General features: G+C 61.9%; 19 protein-coding genes. 5 read left to right on the top strand and 14 right to left on the bottom strand.

What is annotated here, in order from left to right:
• Positions 1–26: 26 nt before the first annotated feature.
• The gene (locus tag AMC88_RS18790; RefSeq protein ID WP_012485261.1) at positions 27–746 is read right to left on the bottom strand and encodes a tellurite resistance TerB family protein; all 720 of its coding nucleotides are present in this window, start codon (positions 744–746) and stop codon (positions 27–29) included.
• Between the two features lie 96 nt (positions 747–842).
• Entirely contained in the window at positions 843–1,481 is a 639-nt protein-coding gene (locus AMC88_RS18795) for a 2-dehydro-3-deoxy-phosphogluconate aldolase (RefSeq protein ID WP_004677971.1), read from the bottom strand.
• A gap of 155 nt (positions 1,482–1,636) precedes the next feature.
• On the opposite strand from AMC88_RS18795, the gene AMC88_RS18800 reads away from it, so the two are divergent.
• The 3 genes from AMC88_RS18800 to trhO are packed head-to-tail and all read left to right on the top strand — an operon-like array spanning position 1,637 to position 3,997.
• Entirely contained in the window at positions 1,637–2,125 is a 489-nt protein-coding gene (locus AMC88_RS18800; protein WP_029532240.1) for a CYTH domain-containing protein, read from the top strand.
• On the top strand, positions 2,103–3,011 hold the full coding sequence (locus AMC88_RS18805) for a CHAD domain-containing protein (protein WP_010024193.1): 909 nt from the start codon (positions 2,103–2,105) through the stop codon (positions 3,009–3,011). Before AMC88_RS18800 ends, AMC88_RS18805 begins: the two co-directional genes overlap by 23 nt.
• A 56-nt stretch (positions 3,012–3,067) precedes the next feature.
• Positions 3,068–3,997 (top strand): oxygen-dependent tRNA uridine(34) hydroxylase TrhO, encoded by a 930-nt coding sequence (gene trhO / locus AMC88_RS18810; RefSeq protein ID WP_041683940.1) that lies wholly within the window; start codon positions 3,068–3,070, stop codon positions 3,995–3,997.
• Between the two features lie 43 nt (positions 3,998–4,040).
• On the opposite strand, the gene AMC88_RS18815 is transcribed toward trhO, so the two are convergent.
• Positions 4,041–6,254, bottom strand: a complete 2,214-nt coding sequence (locus tag AMC88_RS18815) for a putative bifunctional diguanylate cyclase/phosphodiesterase (RefSeq protein ID WP_012485264.1) — start codon at positions 6,252–6,254, stop codon at positions 4,041–4,043.
• Positions 6,255–6,387: 133 nt separating this feature from the next.
• Entirely contained in the window at positions 6,388–7,767 is a 1,380-nt protein-coding gene (locus AMC88_RS18820; protein ID WP_012485265.1) for a GH1 family beta-glucosidase, read from the bottom strand.
• A gap of 265 nt (positions 7,768–8,032) precedes the next feature.
• Between AMC88_RS18820 and AMC88_RS18825 the strand changes: the two genes are divergently transcribed.
• Positions 8,033–8,434 carry a DoxX family protein gene (locus tag AMC88_RS18825; protein ID WP_012485266.1) on the top strand — a complete coding sequence of 134 codons (402 nt, stop codon included), beginning with the start codon at positions 8,033–8,035 and terminating at the stop codon, positions 8,432–8,434.
• 85 nt (positions 8,435–8,519) lie between these two features.
• On the opposite strand, the gene AMC88_RS18830 is transcribed toward AMC88_RS18825, so the two are convergent.
• From AMC88_RS18830 to AMC88_RS18850, 5 genes are all read right to left on the bottom strand, one after another.
• Entirely contained in the window at positions 8,520–9,707 is a 1,188-nt protein-coding gene (locus tag AMC88_RS18830) for a Gfo/Idh/MocA family protein (protein ID WP_012485267.1), read from the bottom strand.
• 235 nt (positions 9,708–9,942) lie between these two features.
• Complete coding sequence (locus AMC88_RS18835; RefSeq protein WP_003566650.1) at positions 9,943–10,995, bottom strand: sugar phosphate isomerase/epimerase family protein; 1,053 nt, start codon at positions 10,993–10,995, stop codon at positions 9,943–9,945.
• A gap of 247 nt (positions 10,996–11,242) precedes the next feature.
• Positions 11,243–12,190: a substrate-binding domain-containing protein gene (locus AMC88_RS18840; RefSeq protein WP_012485268.1), complete on the bottom strand. Its 948-nt coding sequence runs from the start codon at positions 12,188–12,190 to the stop codon at positions 11,243–11,245.
• An 87-nt stretch (positions 12,191–12,277) separates the two neighbouring features.
• Positions 12,278–13,282, bottom strand: a complete 1,005-nt coding sequence (locus tag AMC88_RS18845) for an ABC transporter permease (protein WP_012485269.1) — start codon at positions 13,280–13,282, stop codon at positions 12,278–12,280.
• Between the two features lie 132 nt (positions 13,283–13,414).
• On the bottom strand, positions 13,415–14,941 hold the full coding sequence (locus AMC88_RS18850) for a sugar ABC transporter ATP-binding protein (RefSeq protein ID WP_012485270.1): 1,527 nt from the start codon (positions 14,939–14,941) through the stop codon (positions 13,415–13,417).
• Between the two features lie 273 nt (positions 14,942–15,214).
• Between AMC88_RS18850 and AMC88_RS18855 the strand changes: the two genes are divergently transcribed.
• Positions 15,215–16,246, top strand: coding sequence for a LacI family DNA-binding transcriptional regulator (locus tag AMC88_RS18855; RefSeq protein WP_012485271.1), 1,032 nt, complete (start codon positions 15,215–15,217; stop codon positions 16,244–16,246).
• 63 nt (positions 16,247–16,309) lie between these two features.
• On the opposite strand, the gene xylA is transcribed toward AMC88_RS18855, so the two are convergent.
• The 5 genes from xylA to AMC88_RS18880 form a co-directional block, all read right to left on the bottom strand.
• The gene (gene xylA, locus AMC88_RS18860; protein ID WP_064822789.1) at positions 16,310–17,620 is read right to left on the bottom strand and encodes a xylose isomerase; all 1,311 of its coding nucleotides are present in this window, start codon (positions 17,618–17,620) and stop codon (positions 16,310–16,312) included.
• A gap of 216 nt (positions 17,621–17,836) precedes the next feature.
• Positions 17,837–19,291: a xylulokinase gene (gene xylB / locus AMC88_RS18865; RefSeq protein WP_064825650.1), complete on the bottom strand. Its 1,455-nt coding sequence runs from the start codon at positions 19,289–19,291 to the stop codon at positions 17,837–17,839.
• A gap of 18 nt (positions 19,292–19,309) precedes the next feature.
• Positions 19,310–20,335, bottom strand: coding sequence for a LacI family DNA-binding transcriptional regulator (locus AMC88_RS18870; protein ID WP_029532252.1), 1,026 nt, complete (start codon positions 20,333–20,335; stop codon positions 19,310–19,312).
• Positions 20,336–20,544: 209 nt separating this feature from the next.
• Positions 20,545–22,143, bottom strand: coding sequence for a DHA2 family efflux MFS transporter permease subunit (locus tag AMC88_RS18875; protein ID WP_016737305.1), 1,599 nt, complete (start codon positions 22,141–22,143; stop codon positions 20,545–20,547).
• Between the two features lie 125 nt (positions 22,144–22,268).
• Entirely contained in the window at positions 22,269–23,483 is a 1,215-nt protein-coding gene (locus tag AMC88_RS18880; protein ID WP_064825651.1) for an HlyD family secretion protein, read from the bottom strand.
• Positions 23,484–23,619: the final 136 nt, after the last annotated feature.

The raw sequence follows: 23,619 nt of genomic DNA on the forward strand, positions 1-23,619 counted from the left end.
CCCGACAAAGGCAACCGGCCGAGATGTTACTGTGACAAGGTGGTCTTGGCGGACGAGACCGTCGCCTCGATATGGTCGACCAGCTGATCGGCAAGGCCGAGCCGGCCGGCGAGCAGATCGAGATAACCACGCTCGGCGCGCGAATCCGGATCGATGGTGAGCCGCGAGGCAGTATAGAGCTCGACACGCTGTTCTTCCGTTACCGCCGCGGCAACGAGCGCATCGATATCGGTCGGCGACGCGAGTTCGCGCTCGATGAAGGCGGCAGCCTCGCCGCTGACGTCGGCGGCTTTGATCTTGTCCATGATGAGGGCGCGCTCGGCATCGTCAATATGGCCGTCAGCCTTGGCGGCGGCGATCATCGCACGGATCAGCACCAGCACAAATTCGTTGCTGCCGGCCGGCGACGCCGGGCCGAAACCGGATTCGGCCGGCGGCGGCAGGAGAACCGGATTGTTCGCCGAGGGCGCATCCGAGGGAGCCGCAGGCGCCTGTCCCGCCTGATAATTCTTGTAGGCCTGGTAGCCGAGGCCGGCAATGGCGGCAAGACCACCGATCGCCAGTGCATTGCCGGCGATGCTGCGACCGGTCTTGGTGCCAAGAAGCACGGCTGCGATCGCGCCGGTCTTCATTGGATTGTTCTTTGCCGTCTGCACGGCCTCGTCGGCCCGGTCGCGGACCGAACCGCCCAGACCCGGCACCTGCGAACCCAAGAATTGGTCGAGAAGCTTCTTTGCGTCGAACATTCCTCGTCGTCTCCCTGTTGAGGCTGGAGGAGAACATAGGTTTGCGACGGCTGAAATACAAATACGGGAGCGGGCTCGACCCGCTCCCGTCGAAACTCAAGCTTTGAGAGCTGCCGCTTCTGCCGCGAGCTTGGTGATCCCCGCCCAATCGCCGGCAGCGACCAGTTCCTTCGGCGCCACCCAGGAGCCGCCGACGCAGATGACGTTCGGCAGCGACAGATAATCATTGGCATTTTTCAGCGAAATGCCGCCGGTCGGGCAGAACAGCGTGCCGGCAAGGGGTGAGGAAAGCGCCTTGAGATAGGCAGCACCGCCGGCCTGCTCGGCAGGGAAGAATTTCAGCACCTGGTAGCCTTCCTCGCGCAACGCCATGACCTCGCTGGCGGTGGCAGCTCCCGGAAGCAGCGGCACGTCGGAATCGGCAGCGGCATCGAGCAGTTCCTGCGTCGTGCCCGGGCTGACGATGAACTTGGAACCGGCCTCGACGGCGGCTTCCCAGTGCGCGGCATTCAGGATCGTACCGGCGCCGACCTCGGCGCCCTCGACCTCGGCGGCGACGGCGCGCACGGCCTCGAGGGCAGCCGGCGTGCGCATGGTGATCTCGATCGCCTTCAGGCCGCCCGCGACGAGTGCACGGGCCAGCGGCACCGCGGACTTGGCATCATCGACGATCAGGACCGGGACGACGGGCTGGAGTTTCAGGATGGAAAGGAGTTTCTCTGTTTTCTCGCCCATGGTCGCACGACCTCCTTGAAACGATTGAAATTGTCTCCCGAATAACGCTACCGCCGGACCTTGTCGAGATAAAACCCGGCGGCATGTTAAGATGGGTAGGAAATGCGTGGGAATTGTTCTACCGTGCAGTGATCGTCACAAAAGGTTCACTGATTATGGCGAAAGAGATCGAGCGGAAGTTCCTGGTACGCGCCGATGGATGGCGGTCCGCCGTCGAAACGAAGTCTGTTCTCAGGCAGGGTTACATTGCCTCGATGGACGATCGTTCCGTCCGGGTGCGCACCCTCGACGGCAGGAATGCGAAGCTGACCGTCAAGATCGGTCGCAGCGCCATCACCCGTGACGAATTCGAATATGACATTCCGATCGCCGATGCCGAAGAGCTGCTGCAGAACGCAATCGGCGTCGTCATCGAGAAAACGCGCTACCGGGTTCCGCATCAGGGCTTCATCTGGGAGGTCGACGTCTTTGCCGGCGAGCACCGCGGACTTGTCATCGCCGAGGTCGAGATGACGTCGGAGACCGACGACCCGGCCCTGCCCAGCTGGCTTGGCCGCGAGGTAACCGGCGATTTCCGCTATTCCAACCAGGCCCTTGCCACAGAATATGGGCACCACAGGCATGGCCTATCGCATACGGCCTGACACCGATTTCACCCGCGAATTCCACAGCGTTGCGAAGGAGCAGCTGGTTGAAGCGGTCACAGTTCTCGAGGAGAGACCGGATGGCGCGCATGAGGCGATCCATTCCTTTCGCAAGAACCTGAAGCGGCTGCGCTCGCTCTATCGGCTCGTAGCCCACGAGGTGCCGGATTTCCAGGCCCGTGAGAACGAACGTCTGCGCGACGCAGCCCGGTCGCTTTCGCCGATCCGGGACGCCAACGCGCTCGTCGGCACCGCCCAATACCTGCAGGCAACGGCTCGCGAGGAAGAAGAGAACGAGGCGCTCGGCCGCATCGTCGCCATCCTCGAAGGGCGCCGCGATTGGATGACAGAAGCCGAAAGCGGCCTGGAACAGAGACTGGTGGAAATCTCGAATGTTTTGAACGAGGCGACCGGTTGCCTGGATGAGGTGTCCTTCGCCGGCGGCCATCGCAAGAATGCCCGCATGCTGGGCAAAAGCTGGCGTCGTACCGCCCGGAAGGCGAAGGCTGCCCTTGACGCCTGCCACGGCGAGGCATCGGCCGGCGATTTCCACGACCTGCGCAAGCGCACGTATGACTACCGGCTCTATCATTCCCTCCTGCGCGACGTCTGGCCGGGCGCGATGCAGGCCAAACGCGATGCGGCCAAGGAGCTTGTCGAGGATCTCGGCCACATCCACGATCTCGCCGTACTCTCTGAACTGGTCGAGGCAGAACCCCAGCTCTTCACCCGCAACGATGATCTGGCCCACCTGCTCGACGCCATCATCTTCCGCCAGCAGGAAGACCGGCGGCAAGCGCTCGTCAAGGCCGAGGCCGTCTTCGCCGACGATCCCGACGAGGAAGCCGAGCGTATCGAGCTCCTCTGGCTGACGGCCGGGAGTTGATGAGGCCATTTCGGAAGGCAATTGCGCCGCTCGCCGATTTTCTGTATTTCCCGGCCATGACCGACAGCCTGACACACACCGGCCCGTTCCTCGTAGCGGCGCTCTATCATTTCGTTTCGGTGCCGCGCTTTGCGAGCCTGCAGGCGCCGTTGCAGGCGCTTTGCGAAGAGAACGGCGTCAAGGGAACGCTGCTTCTGGCGCATGAGGGCATCAACGGCACGATCGCAGGACCGGATGCCGGCATAGGCGCCGTGCTCGCCTTCCTGCGTGCCCAGCCGGAATTTGCGGGCCTGGAGCACAAGGAAAGCCGGGCGTCGAAAATGCCTTTCCTGCGTCTGAAGGTGAAGCTGAAGAAGGAAATCGTCACCATGGGCGTCGAAGACATCGACCCCAACAAGGTGGTCGGCACCTATGTGGCGCCTCAGGACTGGAACGCGCTGATTTCCGATCCCGATACGATCGTCATCGACACCCGCAACGACTACGAAACGGCGATCGGCACGTTTCGCGGCGCGCTCGACCCGAAGACGAAGACGTTCCGCGAATTTCCGAATTGGGTGCGCAGCAATACCGGCCTGCACAACAAGCCGAAGATCGCCATGTACTGCACCGGCGGCATCCGCTGCGAGAAGGCAACGGCCTTCATGAAGGCTGAGGGCTTCGATGAAGTCTATCATCTCAAGGGCGGCATTCTGAAATATCTGGAGGACGTACCGCAGGAGGAAAGCCTTTGGGACGGCGCCTGCTTTGTCTTCGACGAACGCGTCTCCGTCGAGCATGGACTGAAGGAAGGTGAGCACCGGTTGTGCCACGCCTGCCGCAACCCGATCACTTCAGAGGAAATCACCTCGCCGCTCTACGAGGAAGGTGTTTCCTGCAGCCACTGCTATCACACGCGCTCGGAAGAAGACCGGCTGCGCTACCGTCAGCGGCAGCATCAGATCGCCCTGGCAAGAAAACGCGGCCAGCGGCATATCGGCAGTTGAGCCTGTTCCTGTCGGACGGGCTTGCGGTCTGCGAATTTCTCCGTTAGGCCGCGCCGAGACGGCGCCGGGTCGACGGCTCCGCAGCACGAAGCTCGTTGAGCATGTCAGTAATTTGCTCGGCCACCATGGGCTTTCCGAACAAGTAACCTTGCAGGCAGTCGCAACCGAACAGGCGCATGGCGACCGCCTGTCCCTCGGTCTCGATGCCTTCGGCTGTCACCGGGATATCGAGGGAGCGGGCGAGCGCCACGGTCGCCTGCAGCATTTCGCGCTGGCGTTTGTCCTCGTTGACGCCCATGACAAGCGAGCGGTCGATCTTAATGCGGTCGAAGCCGAACTGCCGGAGGTATCCGATCGAGGAGAAGCCGGAACCGAAGTCGTCGAGCGCCACTTTCACTCCCAGCCCCTTCAGCCGTTCGATCGACTGGCGAGTACGCTGCGGATTCTGGATCATGTAACCTTCGGTGATCTCCAGCGTGATGCGGCTGGCTTCGATCTCCGTCTGCTTCAAGACGTAGCGCACATAGTCGGTGAAGGCTGGATTGCGGAACTGACCGGGCGAGACGTTGACCGAAACGTTGAGTTCCGGCCATTGTTTGGCCGTCTCGCAGGCTTTGCGCAGCACGAACAGGCCGAGCGATTCGATCAGGCCGCTGGTCTCGGCGATCGGAATGAATACTTCGGGCGAAACAGGACCGTGGCCCGGGCGGTTCCAGCGCACCAGCGCCTCGACGCCTGTCAGCGCCTGCGTGGCTGCATCGACCAGTGGCTGATAGGCAAGCGTCAGGTCGCCGCTTTCGATGGCGATCCTGAGATCGAGCTCCAGCGCATTGCGCTGCTCCCGGTCCGCATCCATCGACGGATCGTAGAGCGTCATGCGCGCACGGCCGGCCTCCTTGGCCTTGTACATGGCCAAATCGGAACGCCGCACCAGTTCTTCGCGGTCGATCGCGCCGGCGGGCGACATGGCGATACCGATGCTGGCGCCGACGACGACGACGCGGCGACCGATCTCCAGCGGCTCGACCATAAAATCGAGAATCTGCTCGGAAAGCTGCAGCGCGGCGGCATTCTCGCCGTCGGAGAGAAAGGCGATCGCAAATTCATCGCCGCCGATGCGGGCAAGCACCGCGCCTTGTGGGATCAACACCTGGAGCCCGGCCGCGACCGCCCGGATCAGCTGGTCGCCGGTGCCGTGTCCATAACTGTCATTGACTTCCTTGAAACCGTCGAGGTCGAGATAGAGGAGCAGCACATTGCGCTTGCTCTGGCGAGCTTCGGCGACAAAGCCGTCGACGGCGAGCCCCAGGCCGTCGCGATTGGAGAGCCCGCTCAGCCTGTCGCGCAGTGCCTCCTCGCGAGCGCTGTTTTCCTCCGCCTTCAGGCGACGGCCGGCGAGCCAGCCGATGGCTAGCAGCACCATGAAGAACATGCCCACCAGACCGAGAGCCTCGATGACCATCGGCCGCACCTGGGCATAGGCCACGTTCCCCGGTGAGCGCGAGGTCCAGACGAGCTTGCCGAGCGTTGCCCCGAGCGGATCGACGATGGACACGAGATAATCGGCTTTGAACGTCGCCGGCGCCAGCCTCAATCCGCCGATGACATAGGTCTGGCCCAGCGCGCTCACCCGGTCGTCATCGAGATGGCGGGCGAAGATGAGATAGCGGTGTTGGCCGGTGGGCACGTCGAGCGCCCCGGATTTTTGCCGTACCAGCGCCACGCCGGCAGCGGCAATCCCCCGTTTGGTGCGGACGAAACCGACGGCCTGTGGCCTGTCCGCCGAGCCGGCCGCTTTGACCGTGTCGAGCAGCTTCCAGAGAGAAGGCGCGAAGAAATCTGTGAGCGACTCCTCCATCGGCTTGCCGTCGCGATAGGCGATGATCGAATTCTTTGTATCGTCGATGACGATCGCCACATCAAAAAGCGAGCTGTTGACCGACATCTCGCCATAATTGCTGACCGTCCACGCCATTCCGTCAGGTGCGTAAACGTTGGCGGCAGCGTCGTCCCAGGCGGCATAATCGTCGAGCGTCGCCCCGAGTTGATCCTCGAAGGTCTTCAACGCGCCGATCGTCGTTTCACGCGAGCGCTCGTCATCAAGGACATTGGCATTTTCAGCCACGCGTTCGATTGCCGACAGCACCATGATGGTGGCAACCGCGACAATGACCGCAAAGGAGAACAAGACGCCCGTAACGGTAATGTGACGCCCTATTCCCGATCCCCTGCCCTGCAATTTTCCGAGTATCTGCATTATCGCTCCCTGACCATCCGACTTTGCCAGCCAAGGGTTCAGAAACGTTTAAGCAACCGTCTGTTGCAGATTTCGTCGGCCTATTTTTTGCCGCCGGCCCAAGCCCACCGGGCGGCGCCGGCAGGAGTCGCTTTCAGAGCTCACTCGGCTTGTGATTGCCTTTCGGAAATTGTGCCGCGAGGTCGCGATACCATTTGCCGCTCCTTTTCACCGTCCGCAGCTGTGTCTCATAATCGACATGGACGAGGCCGAAACGCATGCGGTAGCCTTCCGCCCATTCGAAATTGTCCATCAGGCTCCAGGCGAAATAACCGCGCATGGGATAGCCGTCCTTGATGAGGCCGGCCACGACATCGAGATGGTCGCCAAGATAGTTGAGGCGCATCGTGTCTTCGACCTTGCCATCGGCGACACCCGTGTTGTCGCAGGCACCGTTCTCGGTGATGTAGCATTCCGGCAGATCGTAGCGGCGATAGAGATCCTCGACCAGGCGCTTCAAGCCCGGCGCATAGATTTCCCAGCCGATGTCGGTCTTGATGTCGCTTGCCGGCGGCGCTTTCAGGGTCCAGGGAAAATCGCCTTTGCGGTCGGCGTCGTCGGCGACGCGCTCCGGCGTGTAGTAATTAAGACCCCACCAGTCGAGCTTCTGGCTGATCAGCTTCATGTCACCGTCCTCGACGACAGGCATGCGGTCACCGAGCGCCTCGACGAATGCCTTGGGATATTCGCCCTTGAAGACCGGATCGAAGAAGGCGCCGTTGTGGAACTGATGCGCGCGCTCGGCGGCGGCGAGGTCGGCAGGGTTGCTGGATCCGGGAATGATCGAGGCAGCGTTGAGCACAAGCCCGACCGGCACGTTCGGAGCCTCCGAACGGATCGCTTCGACGCCGAGGCCGTGCGCAAGGTTCATGTAGTGCATGGCGTGAAGGGCGGCCTGCATGTTGCGCTCGCCCGGCGCGTGGATGCCGTAGAGGTGGCTGAGCCAGACAATGCACCAGGGTTCGTTGAAGGTCGCGACGGCATCGAGACGGTCGCCAAGCCGGCTCATCACCGTCTTGGCATAGCGCTGATAGGCGTAGGCGGTTGAACGTGCCGTCCAGCCGCCGTCACCGGCAAGTAGCAGTGGCAAGTCCCAATGGTAGAGCGTCGCGAAGGTCTTGATCCCGCGCGCCTTGCAGCCGTCGACAAGCCGGTCGTAGAAATCGAGGCCGGCCTCATTCACCGGACCCGTGCCGTCGGGGATGATGCGCGGCCAGGCGATCGAGAAGCGATAGGCCTCGACGCCCATCTCCTTGATGAGATCGAGATCCTGCTCCAGCCGGTTATAGTGATCGCAGGCAACGTCGCCATTATCGCGATTGTGGACGCGCCCGGGCATGTTGCAGAAAGCGTCCCAGATGGACGGCTTGCGCCCGTCGGCCCTGCTCGCGCCCTCGATCTGGAAGGCGGCGGTGGCGACGCCAAAGGTGAAATCGCCGGGAAAGCGGTCTGCAAGCGTCTTCGCATCGATCATCTGTAAATTCCCGTCTCTCAGCGTGTGAATGGATCCTTTAGGTTCGGATTTAGCCAAGCCGAAAAACAAAGTACAGGTCTGGCGGCAGAAACTGCAACGTTACAGTAGGCCGCGAAAGCGGTGGCGTTTGCAGCATTTCGTCGCTTTCATCCGCCGCGCTCTCCGACGCTGACGCTCTCATAACGTGAATGTCAGAAGTCGTGACTTGCCGCCGCGCCTGCGATCACCGACACAGCCAAGTCATCGCAAACATGAGAGGAATCCGATGCTGTCTTCGATCCATCTGCTGCAGCCGCACCTGCTGAGCCTGCTGCGTATCATCTCGTCGCTGGTGCTGTTCAGCTATGGCACGCAGAAGATCCTGCACTTTCCGGCCGCGGCAAGCGTGCCGCCGATGGGCTCGCTCTCCTGGATTGCCGGGCTGATCGAACTCACCCTCGGCTTCCTCGTCCTGATCGGATTCCAGACCCGCATCGCAGCTTTCGTTCTGTCGGGCCTGATGGCCTTCGCCTATTTCATCGGCCATGCGGGAAAGAGCTTTTATCCCGCGCAGAACGGCGGCGTCGCGGCGATCCTGTTCTGCTTCCTATTTCTTTATCTGGTGGCGGCAGGCGCCGGGCCACTCAGCGTCGACGGCCTGATGAAGCGCAACCGCGTTGCGGCCTGACGAAGGACGGACAAGCCGAGGCAGCCAATGGCCGCCTCGGCGTTTTCGCAGGCTCCGCCCGATCCCAGGCGCGGATCACCAAGCCTCAGAGCTTGACCCAGGCGCCGTTTTTCTTGGACGAGGCGACACAGGCTTCGACGAAGGCGACACCGTTCACGCCATCGTCAACCGTGGGATAGACCACCGCCTTGTCGACCGCCTTGCCCTTCTTGTGGGCATTGATCGCATGCGCGGCTTCTGTATAGATCGTCGCGAAGGCTTCGAGATAACCTTCCGGATGACCTGACGGCACGCGCGTAACACGGCCGGCAGCCGCTCCGGCGCCGGCGCCGCCACGGGTGATCAGCCGCTTCGGCTCGCCGAACGGCGTGTACCATAGGTAGTTCGGATCCTTCTGCGTCCATTCCAGCCCGCCCTTGCTGCCGTAGACGCGCACCATCAGGCCGTTCTCGTGACCGGGCGCGACCTGGCTGCACCAGAGCATGCCCTTAGCCGGTTTCTCCGAGCCCTTCGCCTTGAAGCGCAGCATGACATGGGCATTGTCGTCCAGCCGGCGGCCGGGCACGAAACTGTCGAGATCGGCCGCCAGGCTGTCGAGTTCCAGGCCCGTGATGAAGGAGGCGAGATTATAGGCATGCGTGCCGATATCGCCGGTGGAGCCGCCGACGCCGGACTGGGCCGGATCGGTGCGCCAGGCAGCCTGTTTCTGGCCGGTCTGTTCGACCGCTTCGGTCAGCCAGTCCTGCGGATATTCGGCCTGGACGACCCTGATATCGCCGAGTTCGCCATTGGCGATCATCTCGCGCGCCTGGCGGACCATTGGATAGCCGGTGTAATTATGCGTCAGCACGAAGAGCGCGCCGCTTTCGTCGGCGAGCTTTTTCAGCTTCTTCGCGTCGGCAAGGTTCGATGTCAGCGGCTTGTCGCAGATGACATGGATGCCGCGCTTCAGAAATTCCTTGGCCGCATCGTAGTGCACATGGTTCGGTGTGACGATCGCCACCGCCTCGATGCCGTTCTTCAGCTTCGCCTCGCGGATTGCCATCTCGCGGTAGCTGGAATAGGTCCGCGACGGATCGAGGCCGAGGTCGCGGCCGGACTTTACGGCCTTGTCGGGCGTCGACGACAGCGCCCCGGCGATGAGATCGTACTGATCGTCGATGCGGGCCGCGATCCGGTGCACCGCACCGATGAACGCGCCAGCACCGCCGCCCACCATGCCGAGCCGGATGCGCGGCTCGCGGGTCTGTTCGGATGATGCTTCGATTGCCATTCTTGTCCTCCTGAAATTTAAACTTGGTGCGAATGGGCCCCTCATCCGGCTGCCGCCACCTTTGCCTGGGTCGAGCCACGGGTCTCGACCCGTCTTTCAGACCCCCGCCAGCGGGGAGAAGGGATATGCCGCGCCGCCTCCGTCCCACTCCAACATTTCGTGGAGCAAGTCCCCTCGCCCCGTTTACGGGGAGAGGGTTAGGGTGAGGGGCAGCCCTCGCGGCACGCCTTGTGTCTTAAAGCCCCAGCATCCGCCGGTTGGCCGCCTGATCGGTGCCGCTGCCGGCGAAGTCGTCGAAGGCTTTTTCGGTGACGCGGATGATGTGTGCAGCGACGAACTCGGCCCCTTCGCGGGCGCCATCCTCGGGATGCTTCAGCGCGCATTCCCACTCGACCACGGCCCAGCCGTCGAAATTATTGGCCGTCATCTTCGAGAAGACCGCGCCGAAATCGACCTGGCCGTCGCCGAGCGAGCGGAAGCGGCCGGCGCGCTCCACCCAGCCCTGATAACCGCCATAGACGCCCTGGCGCCCGGTCGGATTGAACTCCGCATCCTTGACGTGGAACATCTTGATGCGGTCCTTGTAGATGTCGATATTGTCGAGATAATCGAGGCACTGCAGCACGTAATGCGAGGGATCGTAGAGCATGTTGGCGCGCGGATGGTTCTTCACCCGCTCCAGGAACATCTCGAAAGTGATGCCGTCATGCAGGTCTTCACCGGGATGGATCTCGTAGCAGACGTCGATGCCGTTTTCGTCGGCATGGTTGAGGATCGGCGTCCAGCGACGGGCAAGCTCGTCGAAGGCGGTCTCGACCAGACCGGCGGGACGCTGCGGCCAGGGATAGATGAACGGCCAGGCGAGCGCGCCGGAAAAGGTCGCATGCGCCTTGAGGCCAAGGTTTTTCGATGCCGTCAGCGCCATCTTGACCTGCTCGACCGCCCATTCCTGGCGGGCCTTGGGATTTCCGCGCACTTCAGGAGCAGCAAACCCATCGAAGGCTTCGTCATAGGCCGGATGAACGGCGACGAGCTGGCCTTGCAGATGGGTGGAGAGTTCGGTGATCTCGATGCCGTTTTCGCGAGCCTTGCCGGCGAATTCGTCGCAATAATCCTTGGATGTCGCGGCCTTCTTCAGATCGATCAGCTGGCTCGCCCAAGTCGGCACCTGAACGCCCTTATAGCCGATATCGGCTGCCCATTTGGTAATGGCGTCCCACGAATTGAAAGGCGCGGCATCGCCCGCGAACTGGCCAAGGAAAAGGCCGGGACCCTTGATCGTCTTCATGTCAGATTCCTCCCTGAATATCGACCGTAAACGTTTCTGGAAACTTTGTAGCACGCAATTCGGCGGGCGCAAGGCGCCTCTTCGCCCTCGCTCTCGGATCTGGCGTGAGCCCGCATGCGATGTGGCTGTGAGCTATTCATGATGGGCTTTGGCGGGCAAGAGGTACGTGCAGCATTTTCAGCTGCATGCCAATCGAAAGACAGAAGAGCGCCCACTCTTTCGAATGGGCGCCTATCTCCGATCGCGATCAGAACGGCGAATCGGGGAAGTAGAAGTTCTTGGCATTGTCCTTGGTGACGAGCGTCGCATCGAGAATGTAGTTGCCATGAACGGGGACCTGATCGTAGAGCGCGGCCGCCGTCAGTTCCATCGCCGTGCCGACCATTGCCGGCGGATAAAGAACGTCGACCGGGATCAGTTTGTCGCCATCCATGACCTTCTTGACCATGTCCTTGGAGCCGGCACCGGCGACGACATACTGGATGTCGGTGCGCTTGGCCTGCTCGATCGCCTGCAGTACGCCGACGGCCATATCGTCGTCCTGGCACCAGACGACGTCGATCTTCGGGTACTTCGTCAGGTAGTCCTGCATGACCTTGAAGGCGTCGTCGCGGTTCCAGTTGCCATACTGGCGGTCAAGCACCTTGACCTTGGAGCCGGCAATGCCCTTGTCGAAACCGTCCTGGCGCTGCTGGTCGATCGGAATCGGCAGGCCGCGGATGACGACGACTTCGGCGTTCGGCGTCTTTTCGGCAATATATTTGCCGGCGACTTCGCCGAGCGCCGGGTTGTTGCCAGCGACATAGAGGTCGCGCACGGAGTTATCGTTGTTCGATGGTGCACGGTCGACAAGCGCCACGAACTTGCCCTTGTCCTTGACTTCCTTGATGGCGTTGACGAGCGGATCAGGATCCGACGGCAGGATGACGAGCGCGTCGATGCCTTGCGTATCGAGGTCCTGCACGGCGTTGGCCTGCGTCGCGGCATCCGGCGAGGTCTTGACGATGACGTTGAGGCCCGGATGTTCGGCCATCAGCTTCTTGGCAATACGCTCGGCATGGAACACGACGCCAGAGGTCCAGCCGTGATCGGCGGCCGGAATGGACACACCGATCGTGTAGTTCTTGTCCTGGGCGTAGGCTGCGCCGGCAAAAGCCACCCCCGCAACGGCCAGACCCAACATGAGCTTGCGCATGCTTATTTCCTCCCAAAAAAATCAGGGACTTGTCCAATGCGAGCCGGGTGCCCTGTGAAGCCCGGCCAATCTGAGAACAGTCTGACTTTATGATTTGCGCACCAGCGACCGCTGCACCAGCATGGCGATGATGATGATCGCACCCTGGATCGCACCGATGAGATACTCGCTGATGAAGTTCGACAGCAGCATGATGTTGCCAACGAGCTCGAGAATGAAGGCGCCGCAAATCGTGCCCCAGACACGGCCGGCGCCACCCTTGAGCGCCGTGCCGCCAACGACGACGGCGGTAATCGCCTGCAACTCCCACAGGATGCCGGTCGTTGCCGAGGTGGAACCGAGACGCGGCACGTAGAGAAGCACGGCAATCGCCACGCAGAGGCCTTGGATGACGAAGGCAATGGTGCGCACGCGGTTGACGGCGATGCCGGAATAGCGCGCGACGTCGCTGTTCGAACCGACAGCCACGACATGGCGGCCGTAACGCGTACGGTAGAGGATGAAGGCCGCAATCGCGGTGACGACGAGGATCACCACGATCGGGACCGGAAGACCGAGGATATTACCGAAATAGGCCGGCCGGTAGAGCGTCTGGATGTCGCTCGAACGCAACGTGATCGCGCCGCCCTGCGACAGCCAGGTGGTCAGGCCGCGATAAATGCCCATGGTGCCGAGCGTGGCGATGAAAGGTTCGATTTTGCCGACGGTGGTGATGAGACCGTTGGCGAGGCCGCAAAGCGCCCCCGCAATGACCGTGAAGACCACAGCCGCCGTCAGCATAAGCACCGGGTCGACAATGACGCCCGAATTGATCAGCAGGATCATCAGGCTGGCTACAAAGGCCACCATCGAGCCGACGGAAAGATCGAGGTCTCCGGCGGAGATCACGAAGGTTGCGCCGACGGCGATAATGGCGATGAAAGCGCAGCGTGTCGCGACGTTGGCAAGATTGGTGATGCCGATGAAATTCGGATTGACCAGTGCGCCGACGATGAGAAGCAAGGCCAAAGCGGCAAAAGGTGCGACTGCGCGCAGATCAACGTCACGCCAGGACCTGCGCCGGATTTCCCTGGTCTCCTCGTTCACACTCATGTCCAAAACCACCTCCCGTCCCAGCCTGCCTGGGCATGTTATCTATTGTCCGCGTCGGCAAAGTCCCGTCCGCTCAGGTCTTTGTCTTATGCATGTCTCCCGAACCGCGGCACGCTGTCGGGGCGACATGCATCAGGCGGCCGCCTTCTTCTTGAGGCCGGCGGCGTAGCGCATGATCTCCTGCTCGGAAATCTCGTCGCCTTCGAGCACGCCGACGATATGTCCCTCGCGCATCACCACCACACGCGTGCACAGGCCGATGACCTCGGGCATCTCCGAGGAAACGACAATGATCGACCGGCCGTCGCGGGCGAGTGCCGAGATGAAATGATAGATCTGCTGCTTGGTGCCGACGTCGATGCCGCGCGTCGGCTCGTCGATGATGATGATATCAGGCTCGGTCTCCATGACCTTCGCCAAGAGCAGCTTCTGCTGGTTCCCGCCGGACATGCGGCCGGCAAGAATATTGCCGTCGCGAACCCTGATGTCGAAGCGGCGCTTGGCCTTCGCCAGAGCAGCCGCCTCACTGCCGGGACTGAGATAACCGTGGCGAGAATGCCTTCCGAGCGATTGCAGCGTCAGATTGGTCATCATGCCGGAGCGCAGCAGCAAGCCCTTCGACTTGCGGTCCTTGGTCATGTAGGCAAGCCCGCAGCGATTGGCCGCATGCACATCGCCGGAGGGAACGTTCTGCCCCTTGATGACCACGTCACCCTCGAGGCGGCTTCGCAGGCCGGCGATCGCCTCCATCAATTCGGTTCGGCCGGAGCCGATCATCCCGGAAAAGCCGATAATCTCGCCCTTGCGCACCTCAAAGCTCGCATCCCTGACATAATCGGTCGACACCGAGTAAACGCTCAAAACGACCTCCTCGTCGACATCCGGCTCGACCTTGGCGGGATAGAGGCTGGAAAGCTCGCGGCCGACCATCAGCTGCGCGATCGATTCCCCATCGAGAATTGATGTCGGCGACGTCTTGATCCACTGTCCATCGCGCAGCACCGTCACCCGATCTGTCAGCTCCATTACCTCGTCGAGCTTATGGGATACGAAGACGAAGCTGGTGCCCTGGTCGCGCAGCTTGCGCACCTGCTTGAAGAGCATATTGGTCTCTTCCCGCGACAGGACGGCCGTCGGCTCGTCCATGAAAACGACGCGCGCATCGCGGCTGATCGCCTTGGCGATCTCGACCATCTGCTTGTCGGCGATGGAAAGCGTGCTGATCAGCGCATTCTCGTCGACATGCGAACCGAGCACATCGAGCACCTTGCGCGTCTCAGCGCGCATGTATTTGCGATCCAGTACACCGAAACGAGTCACCTCACGCCCGAGGAAAAGGCTTTCCGTCACGGTCAGGTGGTCGGCGAGATTGAATTCCTGGTGAATGATGACAATACCGAGTGCTTCCGCCGCGCCATTAGGCGGCAGCACGACAGGCTTGCCGTCGAGCAGGATTTCGCCGGAACTCGGCTGTTCGAAGCCCGACAACACCTTGACGAGCGTGGACTTGCCAGCGCCGTTTTCACCCATCAGCGCATGAATTTCGCCGGCGCGAAGATCGAAGTTCACGCTGAAGAGGACCTGCACGCCGCTGAAGGATTTGCATATACGCCTTGCGGACAGCACCACAGGCGCGGTGTCGGCGATCTCCACGGTCATCATGCCTCCCCCAGAAGCGCCTTGCATCCGGCAGCACGCGCCGGCAACGCTCCATCATCTTGAACTAGCGCAGATTCTGCTTCTGAAAACCGTCTCCGACTTTCAGGCGCGTGCGCTTACGGCTCCCGTCCGCTTTGGGACTTTATGTAAACCTTTACATCGAGCATGTAAAGGTTTACATCGTGGATTTAAGCAGATCCGTCGAAGCCTGCCTTTGACCTGTCGACAAGTCTGTGTAGTGTCGCGGCGAAGACAGCCCCAAGGCAGAGCCCAGTGTCGAATTCCACGCCCGCAACAATCGAAGACGTCGCCCGGATCGCCGAAGTCTCCATCGCAACGGTTTCGCGGGCGATTCACACGCCGGAGAAGGTGGCCAACTCCACGCGGCTCAAAGTCAACCAGGCGATCGCCGTCACCGGCTACACCACCAACGCCATGGCGCGCAGCCTCAGGCTCGGCCGCTCCAACATGATCCTCGTGGTGGCGCCCGATATCGGCGACCCCAATTTCTCCAATATTCTCGTCGGCCTGGAGAACGAGGCCCGCGCCCATGGCTACGGCGTCCTGATCGGCCACACGCAGAACGATGCCCAGCGCGGCCTGGAATATCTGAAATTCTTCAACTCCAACCAAGCGGCCGGGCTGATCCTTTTCACCGGCATCCTGCCCTTCGGTCATCAGACGATGACCGCGCGGCTGCCGCCGAGCGTCGGCGTTTTCGAACCGGTCTTCAACGGAGGCATTCCCTATGTCGGCGTCGACGATAGCGAAGGGGCGCGAAAGGCGGTGGATCTGCTGCTGGCCGAAGGCCATCGCAAGATCGCCTTCATCGGCGATTCCCGCACCCGGCTTGCCTATGTCAGACGCCGCATGGGTTACGATGCCGGCCTCGATGCCGCCGGCATCCCGCCGGATCTCAGGATCGTGCTCGAAGGCGACGGCACGATCGAGAGCGGCCGGCATGCGGTTGAACAGCTTTTCATGCGCGACACGCTTCCGACCGCCTTCATGTGCGTGAACGATCAGACGGCGATCGGCGTCATGGTCGGGCTCGGGGCACGTGGCTACGACATTCCACGCGATTTCTCGGTGACCGGTTTCGACGACGTGCCGCAGGCCGTCTTCATATCGCCTTCGCTGACGACGATCCGCCAGCCGCGAACGGCGATCGGCAAACAGGCCATGGCGCTGCTGTTGGAACTCTTGTCCGATGGCCGCCCGGCCGAGACGGAAATCTTGCTGCGGCCGGATCTGGTGGTTCGCAACTCCGTCTCCGCACCGTCGCGCCTATGGTTGAAGCGCTGAAGACGCGATAATAGCCGGCTACAAAGAGCTGCGCCGGCGACCGCTGGCCGCCGGCGCGCTTTATCAGACGTAACGGTTGACGACGTTTTCAAGCAGTTCCTGCTTGCCCGATTTCGGCTGCGGGTTGACGTCGTGGCTCTCGACCCAGTTGGTGATCTCATCCAGCGAATACTCACCGCGGAAGAGCTTCTGCGCCTCGGCCGATTCCCAGCCGGCGTAACGATCGGCAAGCGGCTGCGACAGAGCCTTGTCTTCGATCATCTTGGCCGCCGCCTTGAGGCCGCGCGCGCAGCAATCCATGCCGCCGATATGGCCGATCAGCAGGTCTGCCGGATCGAGCGACTGGCGGCGCAGCTTGGCGTCGAAGTTGGTGCCGCCGGTCTTGAAGCCGCCGCCTGCCAGAACGTGGTAATAGGCAAGCGCCATCTCCGGAACATTGTTCGGGAACTGGTCGGTGTCCCAGCCGGACTGGTAGTCGTTGCGGTTCATGTCGATCGAGCCGAAGATGCCGAGCGCATTGGCGAGCGCCAGCTCGTGCTCGAAGGAGTGGCCGGCGAGGATCGCATGGCCCTGCTCGATATTGACCTTCACCTCGTTTTCAAGGCCGTGCTTCTTGAGGAAGCCGTAAACGGTCGCGACGTCATAGTCGTACTGGTGCTTGGTCGGCTCCTGCGGCTTCGGCTCGATCAGGATCGTGCCCTTGAAGCCGATCTTGTGCTTGTATTCGACGACGAGGTTGAGGAAGCGGCCGAGCTGGTCGAGCTCGCGCTTGAGATCGGTGTTGAGCAGCGTTTCGTAACCTTCGCGGCCGCCCCAGAGCACGTAGTTCTCGCCGCCGAGCTTCTGCGTGGCGTCGATGCAGGTCTTGACCGTCGCGGCTGCGAAGGCAAAGACATCGGGATCCGGGTTGGTCGCCGCTCCCGACATGTAACGCCGGTTGGAGAAGAGGTTGGCCGTACCCCAGAGCAGTTTGGTGCCGGTCGCCGCCTGCTTCTCAGCGAAGTAGTCGACGATTTCGTTTAGATTTTTGGTGTTCTCGGCGAAGTTCCTGCCCTCGGGGCGCACGTCGGCGTCATGGAAGCAGTAATAGGGCGCGCCGAGCAGCGAGAAGAATTCGAAAGCGACGTCGGCTTTGAGCTTGGCAGCCTTCATCGTGTCTTCGAACCACGGACGCAGGAAGGTCTGGCCGCCGAAGGGGTCGCCGCCCGGCCAGGTGAAGGTGTGCCAATAGGCCACCGCAAAACGCAGATGGTCTTCCATGCGCTTGCCGAGAACGATCTCGTCTGGCTGGTAATGGCGGAAGGCCAACGGGTTGGTGCTGTCGGGGCCTTCATATTTGATTTTCTGGATATCGCCGAAAAATCCGGTGCTCATGTCAGGTCTCCTTGGGTGGTAGTTCGGTCTTGTCGTTTGCGCCTGTGGCCCCCTCATCCGACCCTTCGGGCCACCTTTGCCAGGGGCGAGCCACGCGCTCGCCCCGTCCTTCGGACCCCCAAGGGGAGAAGGGGAATGAGGCGCCGCCGCGATTCTCTTCTCCCCAGCGGGGAGAAAGTGCCGGCAGGCGGATGAGGGGGCCACAGGCTGCAGTTCTCAATGCGCCAGCGATTTGATCGCCGGATAGAGTGCGCGGTAACGCCTATAGGCATCCTCGTAAGCGCCGCTCAGCGCCGACACCGGTTCGATCGTGCCTGATGTCACCGGCGGGGTGCAGACGGCAACCGGATCGGCACCCGTCGCGGCGATCAGGCCAAGGCGGGCGGCACCGAAGGCCGCGCCGAAATCGCCGTCGGCGGGCAGGTCGACCGGAACGCCGAGGGCAGTGGCGATCGCCGCCAGCCAGTAGCGCGAGCGCGAACCGCCGCCGATTGCCGTGACGCGGGAGATGCCAGTGCCGGCCGACCGCAGCGCTTCGAGATTGTCGCGGATGGCGAAGGCGACGCCTTCGAGCACGGACTGGGTGAGCACGGCGCGGCTGCTTTCATGTTCCAGGCCGATGAAAGCGCCACGGATGACCGCATCATTGTGCGGCGTGCGTTCGCCGGAAAGATAAGGCAGGAAGGTAACGCCGGTCGGCGCCTTCAGCGTCTCGCCGAGTTCGCCGGTGAGATCGCCCGCCGATTTGCCGGTCACGCCGGAATGCCAGTTGAGCGCATCGGTGGCCGACAGGATGACGCCCATCTGATGCCAGGTATTCGGCAGCGCGTGACAGAAGGCATGCACGGCGCTTTCCGGCTTCGGCAGGTAGGAGCCATTGGCGGCAAAAAGCACGCCCGAGGTGCCGAGCGAGACGAAAGCGGCGCCATCGCTGACGGTGCCCATGCCGCAGGCCGAAGCCGCATTGTCGCCCGCGCCGCCGGCAACGACGACACCCCCTGATATGCCCCATTGTGCCGCCAGTTCAGAGCGTAGCCTGCCGGCCTGCGCCGTGCCTTCGACAAGCGCCGGCATCTGCTCCTCTGAAAGATCGGTGGCGGCGAGCAGCTCGGACGACCAGGCGCGCTTGCCGGTGTCGAGCCAGGAGGTGCCGGCCGAATCCGACATTTCGGACATATATTCGCCGGTCAGCCACAGACGCAGATAGTCCTTCGGCAGCAGCACCTTGGCGATCTTCGCGAAAACCTCAGGCTCGTGCTTCCTCACCCAGGCGAGTTTCGGCGCCGTAAAGCCGGGAAAGACGATATTGCCGGTCAGCGCACGGAAACGCGGATCGGCGTCGAGGGCGGCGGCCTCGGCGTGGCTGCGCGTATCGTTCCAGAGGATGCAGGGGCGCAGTACCTTGTCGGCGGCATCGATCAGCGTCGCACCGTGCATCTGCCCGGAAAGGCCGATACCCCTCACCGCGGCAAGCTCTTTCGAATGTTTTGCCTTGAGACCGGCGACGGCCTCTTGCGCGGCGCGCACCCAATGGGCCGGCTCCTGTTCCGACCAGCCCGAATGCGGACGCGAGACGTCGAGCGAACCATTGGCCGAGCCGACGATCGTCTGATCGCCGTCGATCAGCATTGCCTTGACGCCGGAAGTTCCGAGATCGAGACCGAGATACATGGGGTTGCTCCTTTGCCGTTACGGCAGATTGTCTTTCAGGAAAATGTCGAGACGGATGCGCTCCTGCGCGTCGATAACCGAGAGCCCGTCCGCCTTGGCTTTCAGCACGCGGATCGCACTGCGCACTTCATGGCCGGCGTCCTGATTGAGGATCGCATCGATCGTATTGTCGATGAGCGCCGCCCGCGTATGGGTGGTCAGTTCATGGGCGATGACGGTCAGCGTCCGGTCGACGGCCTTCTCCTTCAGCGCGCGGACGAGGCCGCGATTGCCGGCGCCGAGGCTGTAGACGCCGACAATGCCGGCATTCCTGGCAAGCGCGCCGGCGACGAGCATATGGGCGATCTCCGGATCGTCACGACCTTCGAGAACCGGCAGGATCGCCAGATCGGGAAATTCCTCGGCCATGACTGCGGTGAAGCCCTCCAGCCGCTCGCGATGGTCGCGCACCAGCATGGACCCGGCGAGCACGGCGATCTCGCCCTTTCGCGGCCCGAGAAAGCGGCCGAGCAGACGCGCCGCCGTGCGGCCGGCGGCGATATTGTCGACGCCGGCATAGTGGTGGCGCAGCGACCCCGTGAGGTCAGACACCAGAGTGACGATCGGAAACCCTGCACGCACCAGCCTGTCGACGGTAGCACGAACTTCCGGCGCATCGGTCGCCACCATTGCGATGCCGCAAGGCTTCTCCCGGGCCAGCCCTTCCAGTACGCAGACTAGGGCGGCCGGATCGAAAGCCGACACCTCGATGGTGCGGATATTGGTGCGTTCGGCCGGCGAGCGAACGATCGCCTGCCGGATCTCGGCATTCAGCCCGTGCATGAAGGAATTGTCGCTGGCCGGCAGGATGAAAACGAGGGGATAGGTGCGCCCTTTGGCGAGATTGGCGGCGGCCACGTCCCTGATATAACCGAGCTCGCGAATCGCAGTCTCGACCTTTTCCCGAGTGACGTGACGCACGCCCGGGCGCTGGTTAAGAACCCGATCGACAGTCGCAAGACTGACCCCGGCAGCGGCAGCGATATCGTGAACTGTTGGCCTCATCATTCCTCCTGATGAGATCAATTAACGCCAATTTTGATGTACGTAAATCAAAAAATCGAACGGGCCGACTCGCGCGCCGCTTTTCCCGCATTGCCGACGGCCTTGGGCCGGGATGCAAGGCTATTATTGGCTGATCGCATAGGGGCCGGAAAACTGCAAACAAAAAGGCCCTCCGGAGAGGACCTTTTCATGGGGCGGCAGGCCGGAGGTCAGTGGCCGCCACCGCCTCCCCCGCCTTGCGGCGCGGGTTTCTTGATCATCGCGACGCCGAAGATCATCGCAACGAAAAGCGCGGTCAGGATCAGGAAGATATCGCTGAACGAGAGGATAACCGCCTGTTTGGTGGCAAGGCCGACCATCTGTTTGATCGCGACCGAGCTGCCATCCATGCCGTAGCTGTTGAAATTGGCGGCCATGTTGTTCATCTGGTCGATCGCCGCCGGATTGCCCCAATCCATATTCTCGCGCAGCCGCTCGTAATGCACGTCCTGCCGGTTGGTCAGCACGGTGTTGATGACAGCAAGGCCGACGGCACCGCCCAGGTTTCTGGTCAGGTTGAACAGGCCGGACGCGCCGCGGATGCGCGAGGGCGGCATGGTGCCGAGCGCGATATTGTTGATCGGCACCATGCACATCATCAGCCCGAAGCCGCGCAGGATCTGCGGGATGAACAGCTCGTAAAAGTCCCAATCCGCCGTCAGATGGATCATGATATATGTGCCGGCGGCGAAACTGATGAAGCCGATCACCATCATCAGGCGCAGATCCATCTTGGTCGACAGCCGCCCGGCGATCGGCGCGGTGAAGAACATCGCCAGCCCGGAGACGAACATCGTCTCGCCGATCATCAACGAGTCATAGCCGCGGATGCGGCCGAGATAGACCGGATAGATATAGGTGAGGCCATAAAGGCCGATGCCCATGACGAAGGAAAACACCGAGCCGAAGGAGAAATTCCGGTTGGCAAAGGCCTTGAGGTCGACGACGGGAAAATCCACCGTAAAGGCGCGGTAGAAGAAGACGATGGCTGCAACGCCGGAGGCGACGGCGGCAATCGCAATCGAGCTGTCGTTGAACCAATCGTTCGAATTGCCCTCTTCGAGCACATATTCCAGCGTGCCGAGGAAGATCCCCATCGAGATCAGTCCCCACCAGTCGAACTTCTTGAAGAGCGACAGTTCCGGCTTGTCGAAATCGATAAAGTTCCAGGTGACCAGCGTGACGATGATGCCGGGAACGATATTGACCAGGAACAGCCAGTGCCAGGAGAAGGCGTGGCTGAGATAGCCGCCGACTGTCGGGCCGATGGTCGGCGCCAGCGTCGCGATCAGGCCGATGATCGGCGAGACGATGCTGCGCTTCGACGGCGGGAATATCGTGAAGGCGGCCGCAAACACCGAGGGGATCATGCCGCCGCCGATGAAGCCCTGGATGGCGCGGTAGACGATCATCTGATCGATATTCGTCGCCGTCGCCGCCAGCGCGCTCGCCATGGTGAAACCGGCGGCCGAGATCGCGAAGAGATAACGCGTCGAAATGATGCGCGCCAGTGTGCCCGACAGCGGGATCATGATCACTTCGGCGATCAGATAGGCCGTCTGCACCCAGCCGATCTCGTCCGAGCCGGCCGAAAGCCCGGCCTGGATTTCGGCAAGCGAGGCCGAGACGATCTGGATGTCGAGGATCGACATGAACATGCCGAGCACCATCGCGAAGAAGGCGATGAGCTTCCGCGGATCCATGCGATCCCCGGCATGGGCAGGCGCTGCCGGAATCGTCCCCGCTGTTGCTGTCGCGCTTCCGGCCATCGGACCACCTCCGCCTTGTCTAGAGCATTTCCGTTTCTGAGCAACGAAAATGCTCTATCTCTTTGTTTTCACGCAATTCCGGGCGCAAAACCGCTGCACACTTTTGCTGGAATTGCTCTAAAGGCTTACTTGCTTGGCGCCGTGCGCGTATCGACGTCGACGACGACGCTGAGGCCCGCGCGCAGACGGCCGCTGTCGAGCGCATCCTGCGGCAGCGCGATGCGCACCGGCACGCGCTGGATCACCTTGGTGAAATTGCCCGTCGCATTCTCCGGCGGCAGCAGGGAGAAGACCGAGCCGGATGCCGGCGAAATCGATTCGACGGTGCCGACGACAGGATGGTCGCTATAGGCATCGACATGAACGTTGACCTTCGAGCCGGCAACGAGATGCTGGATCTGCGTTTCCTTGAAGTTGGCGTCGATATAGAGCTCATGCACCGGAACGAGCGCCATCAGCCGCTGGCCGGGCGAGACAAGATCGCCTTCCTGGACCGAGCGATTGCCGACGATGCCGTCATAAGGCGCCTTGAGCACGGTGAAGGAGAGATCGCGGGCCGCCTTGTCGCGCGAGATCTCCAGCGCCCGGACCGAACCTTCGGCTTCCTTACGCTGGGCCTGCAGAATGGTGATATTGGCCTGTGCAGCGGTGATATTGGCGTCGCCGCCGGCAAGATTGGCCTTGGCCTGGTCGAGCGCGATATTGGCATTGTCGAGATCGGCAGCCGTGCCGACTGACTTCGCCTGAAGCTCGCTCTGGCGTTTCTGGGTAATCTCGGCGCCACGAACGGCCGCTTCGAGTGCCACCTTCTGCGCCTGCGCCTGCGCAAGGCTTGCATTGGCGCCTTCGATCTGCGCGTCGATGCGCTGCAGCGAAAGCTGTTCGGTGGCGATCTGGGCCTCAGCCTGATCGAGGGCATTCTGATAGTCGCCGTTATCAAGCGTGGCAAGCACGTCGCCCGCTTTGACTTCCTGGTTGGCGACTACATTCACCTTCGCGACGTAGCCCGTGACCTTTGGCGAAATCGTTGCAATATCGCCCTCGATATAGGCATCGTCCGTCGACACCATGAAGCGGCCGTTCGTCCACCATTCGTATCCATACCAGCCGCCGCCCGCCAGCAGAGCAAGCACGACGATTGGCAGCACCGGGCTGCGGCGCTTTTTGGCCGCCGCCGGTGCGGCGACCGAAGCCGGCGCCGACTGCGCAGGGGCAGACGGTTTTTCCAGGGCTTCCGCCGTCGGAGCCTCAACAACGGTCACGACCTCGGCCTTGACCTCTTCGGACCCGGCCTTTTCGCTGACGATACGCGCGACGTTGCTTTTCTGGTTGCTCGACATGGCCACTTTACCGATCTTGGAGTAAATAATCGAACTGAACGGTTCGGTTCAGTTGACTTAAACCTGTTTTGCCGTCATATCAAGGTGTATAGAACCAATCGGTTCGATTTCTTTAAAGAAAAGACGAAACCGTGAA

The organism is Rhizobium phaseoli, assembly GCF_001664385.1.
GTDB classification, from domain to species: Bacteria; Pseudomonadota; Alphaproteobacteria; order Rhizobiales; family Rhizobiaceae; genus Rhizobium; species Rhizobium phaseoli.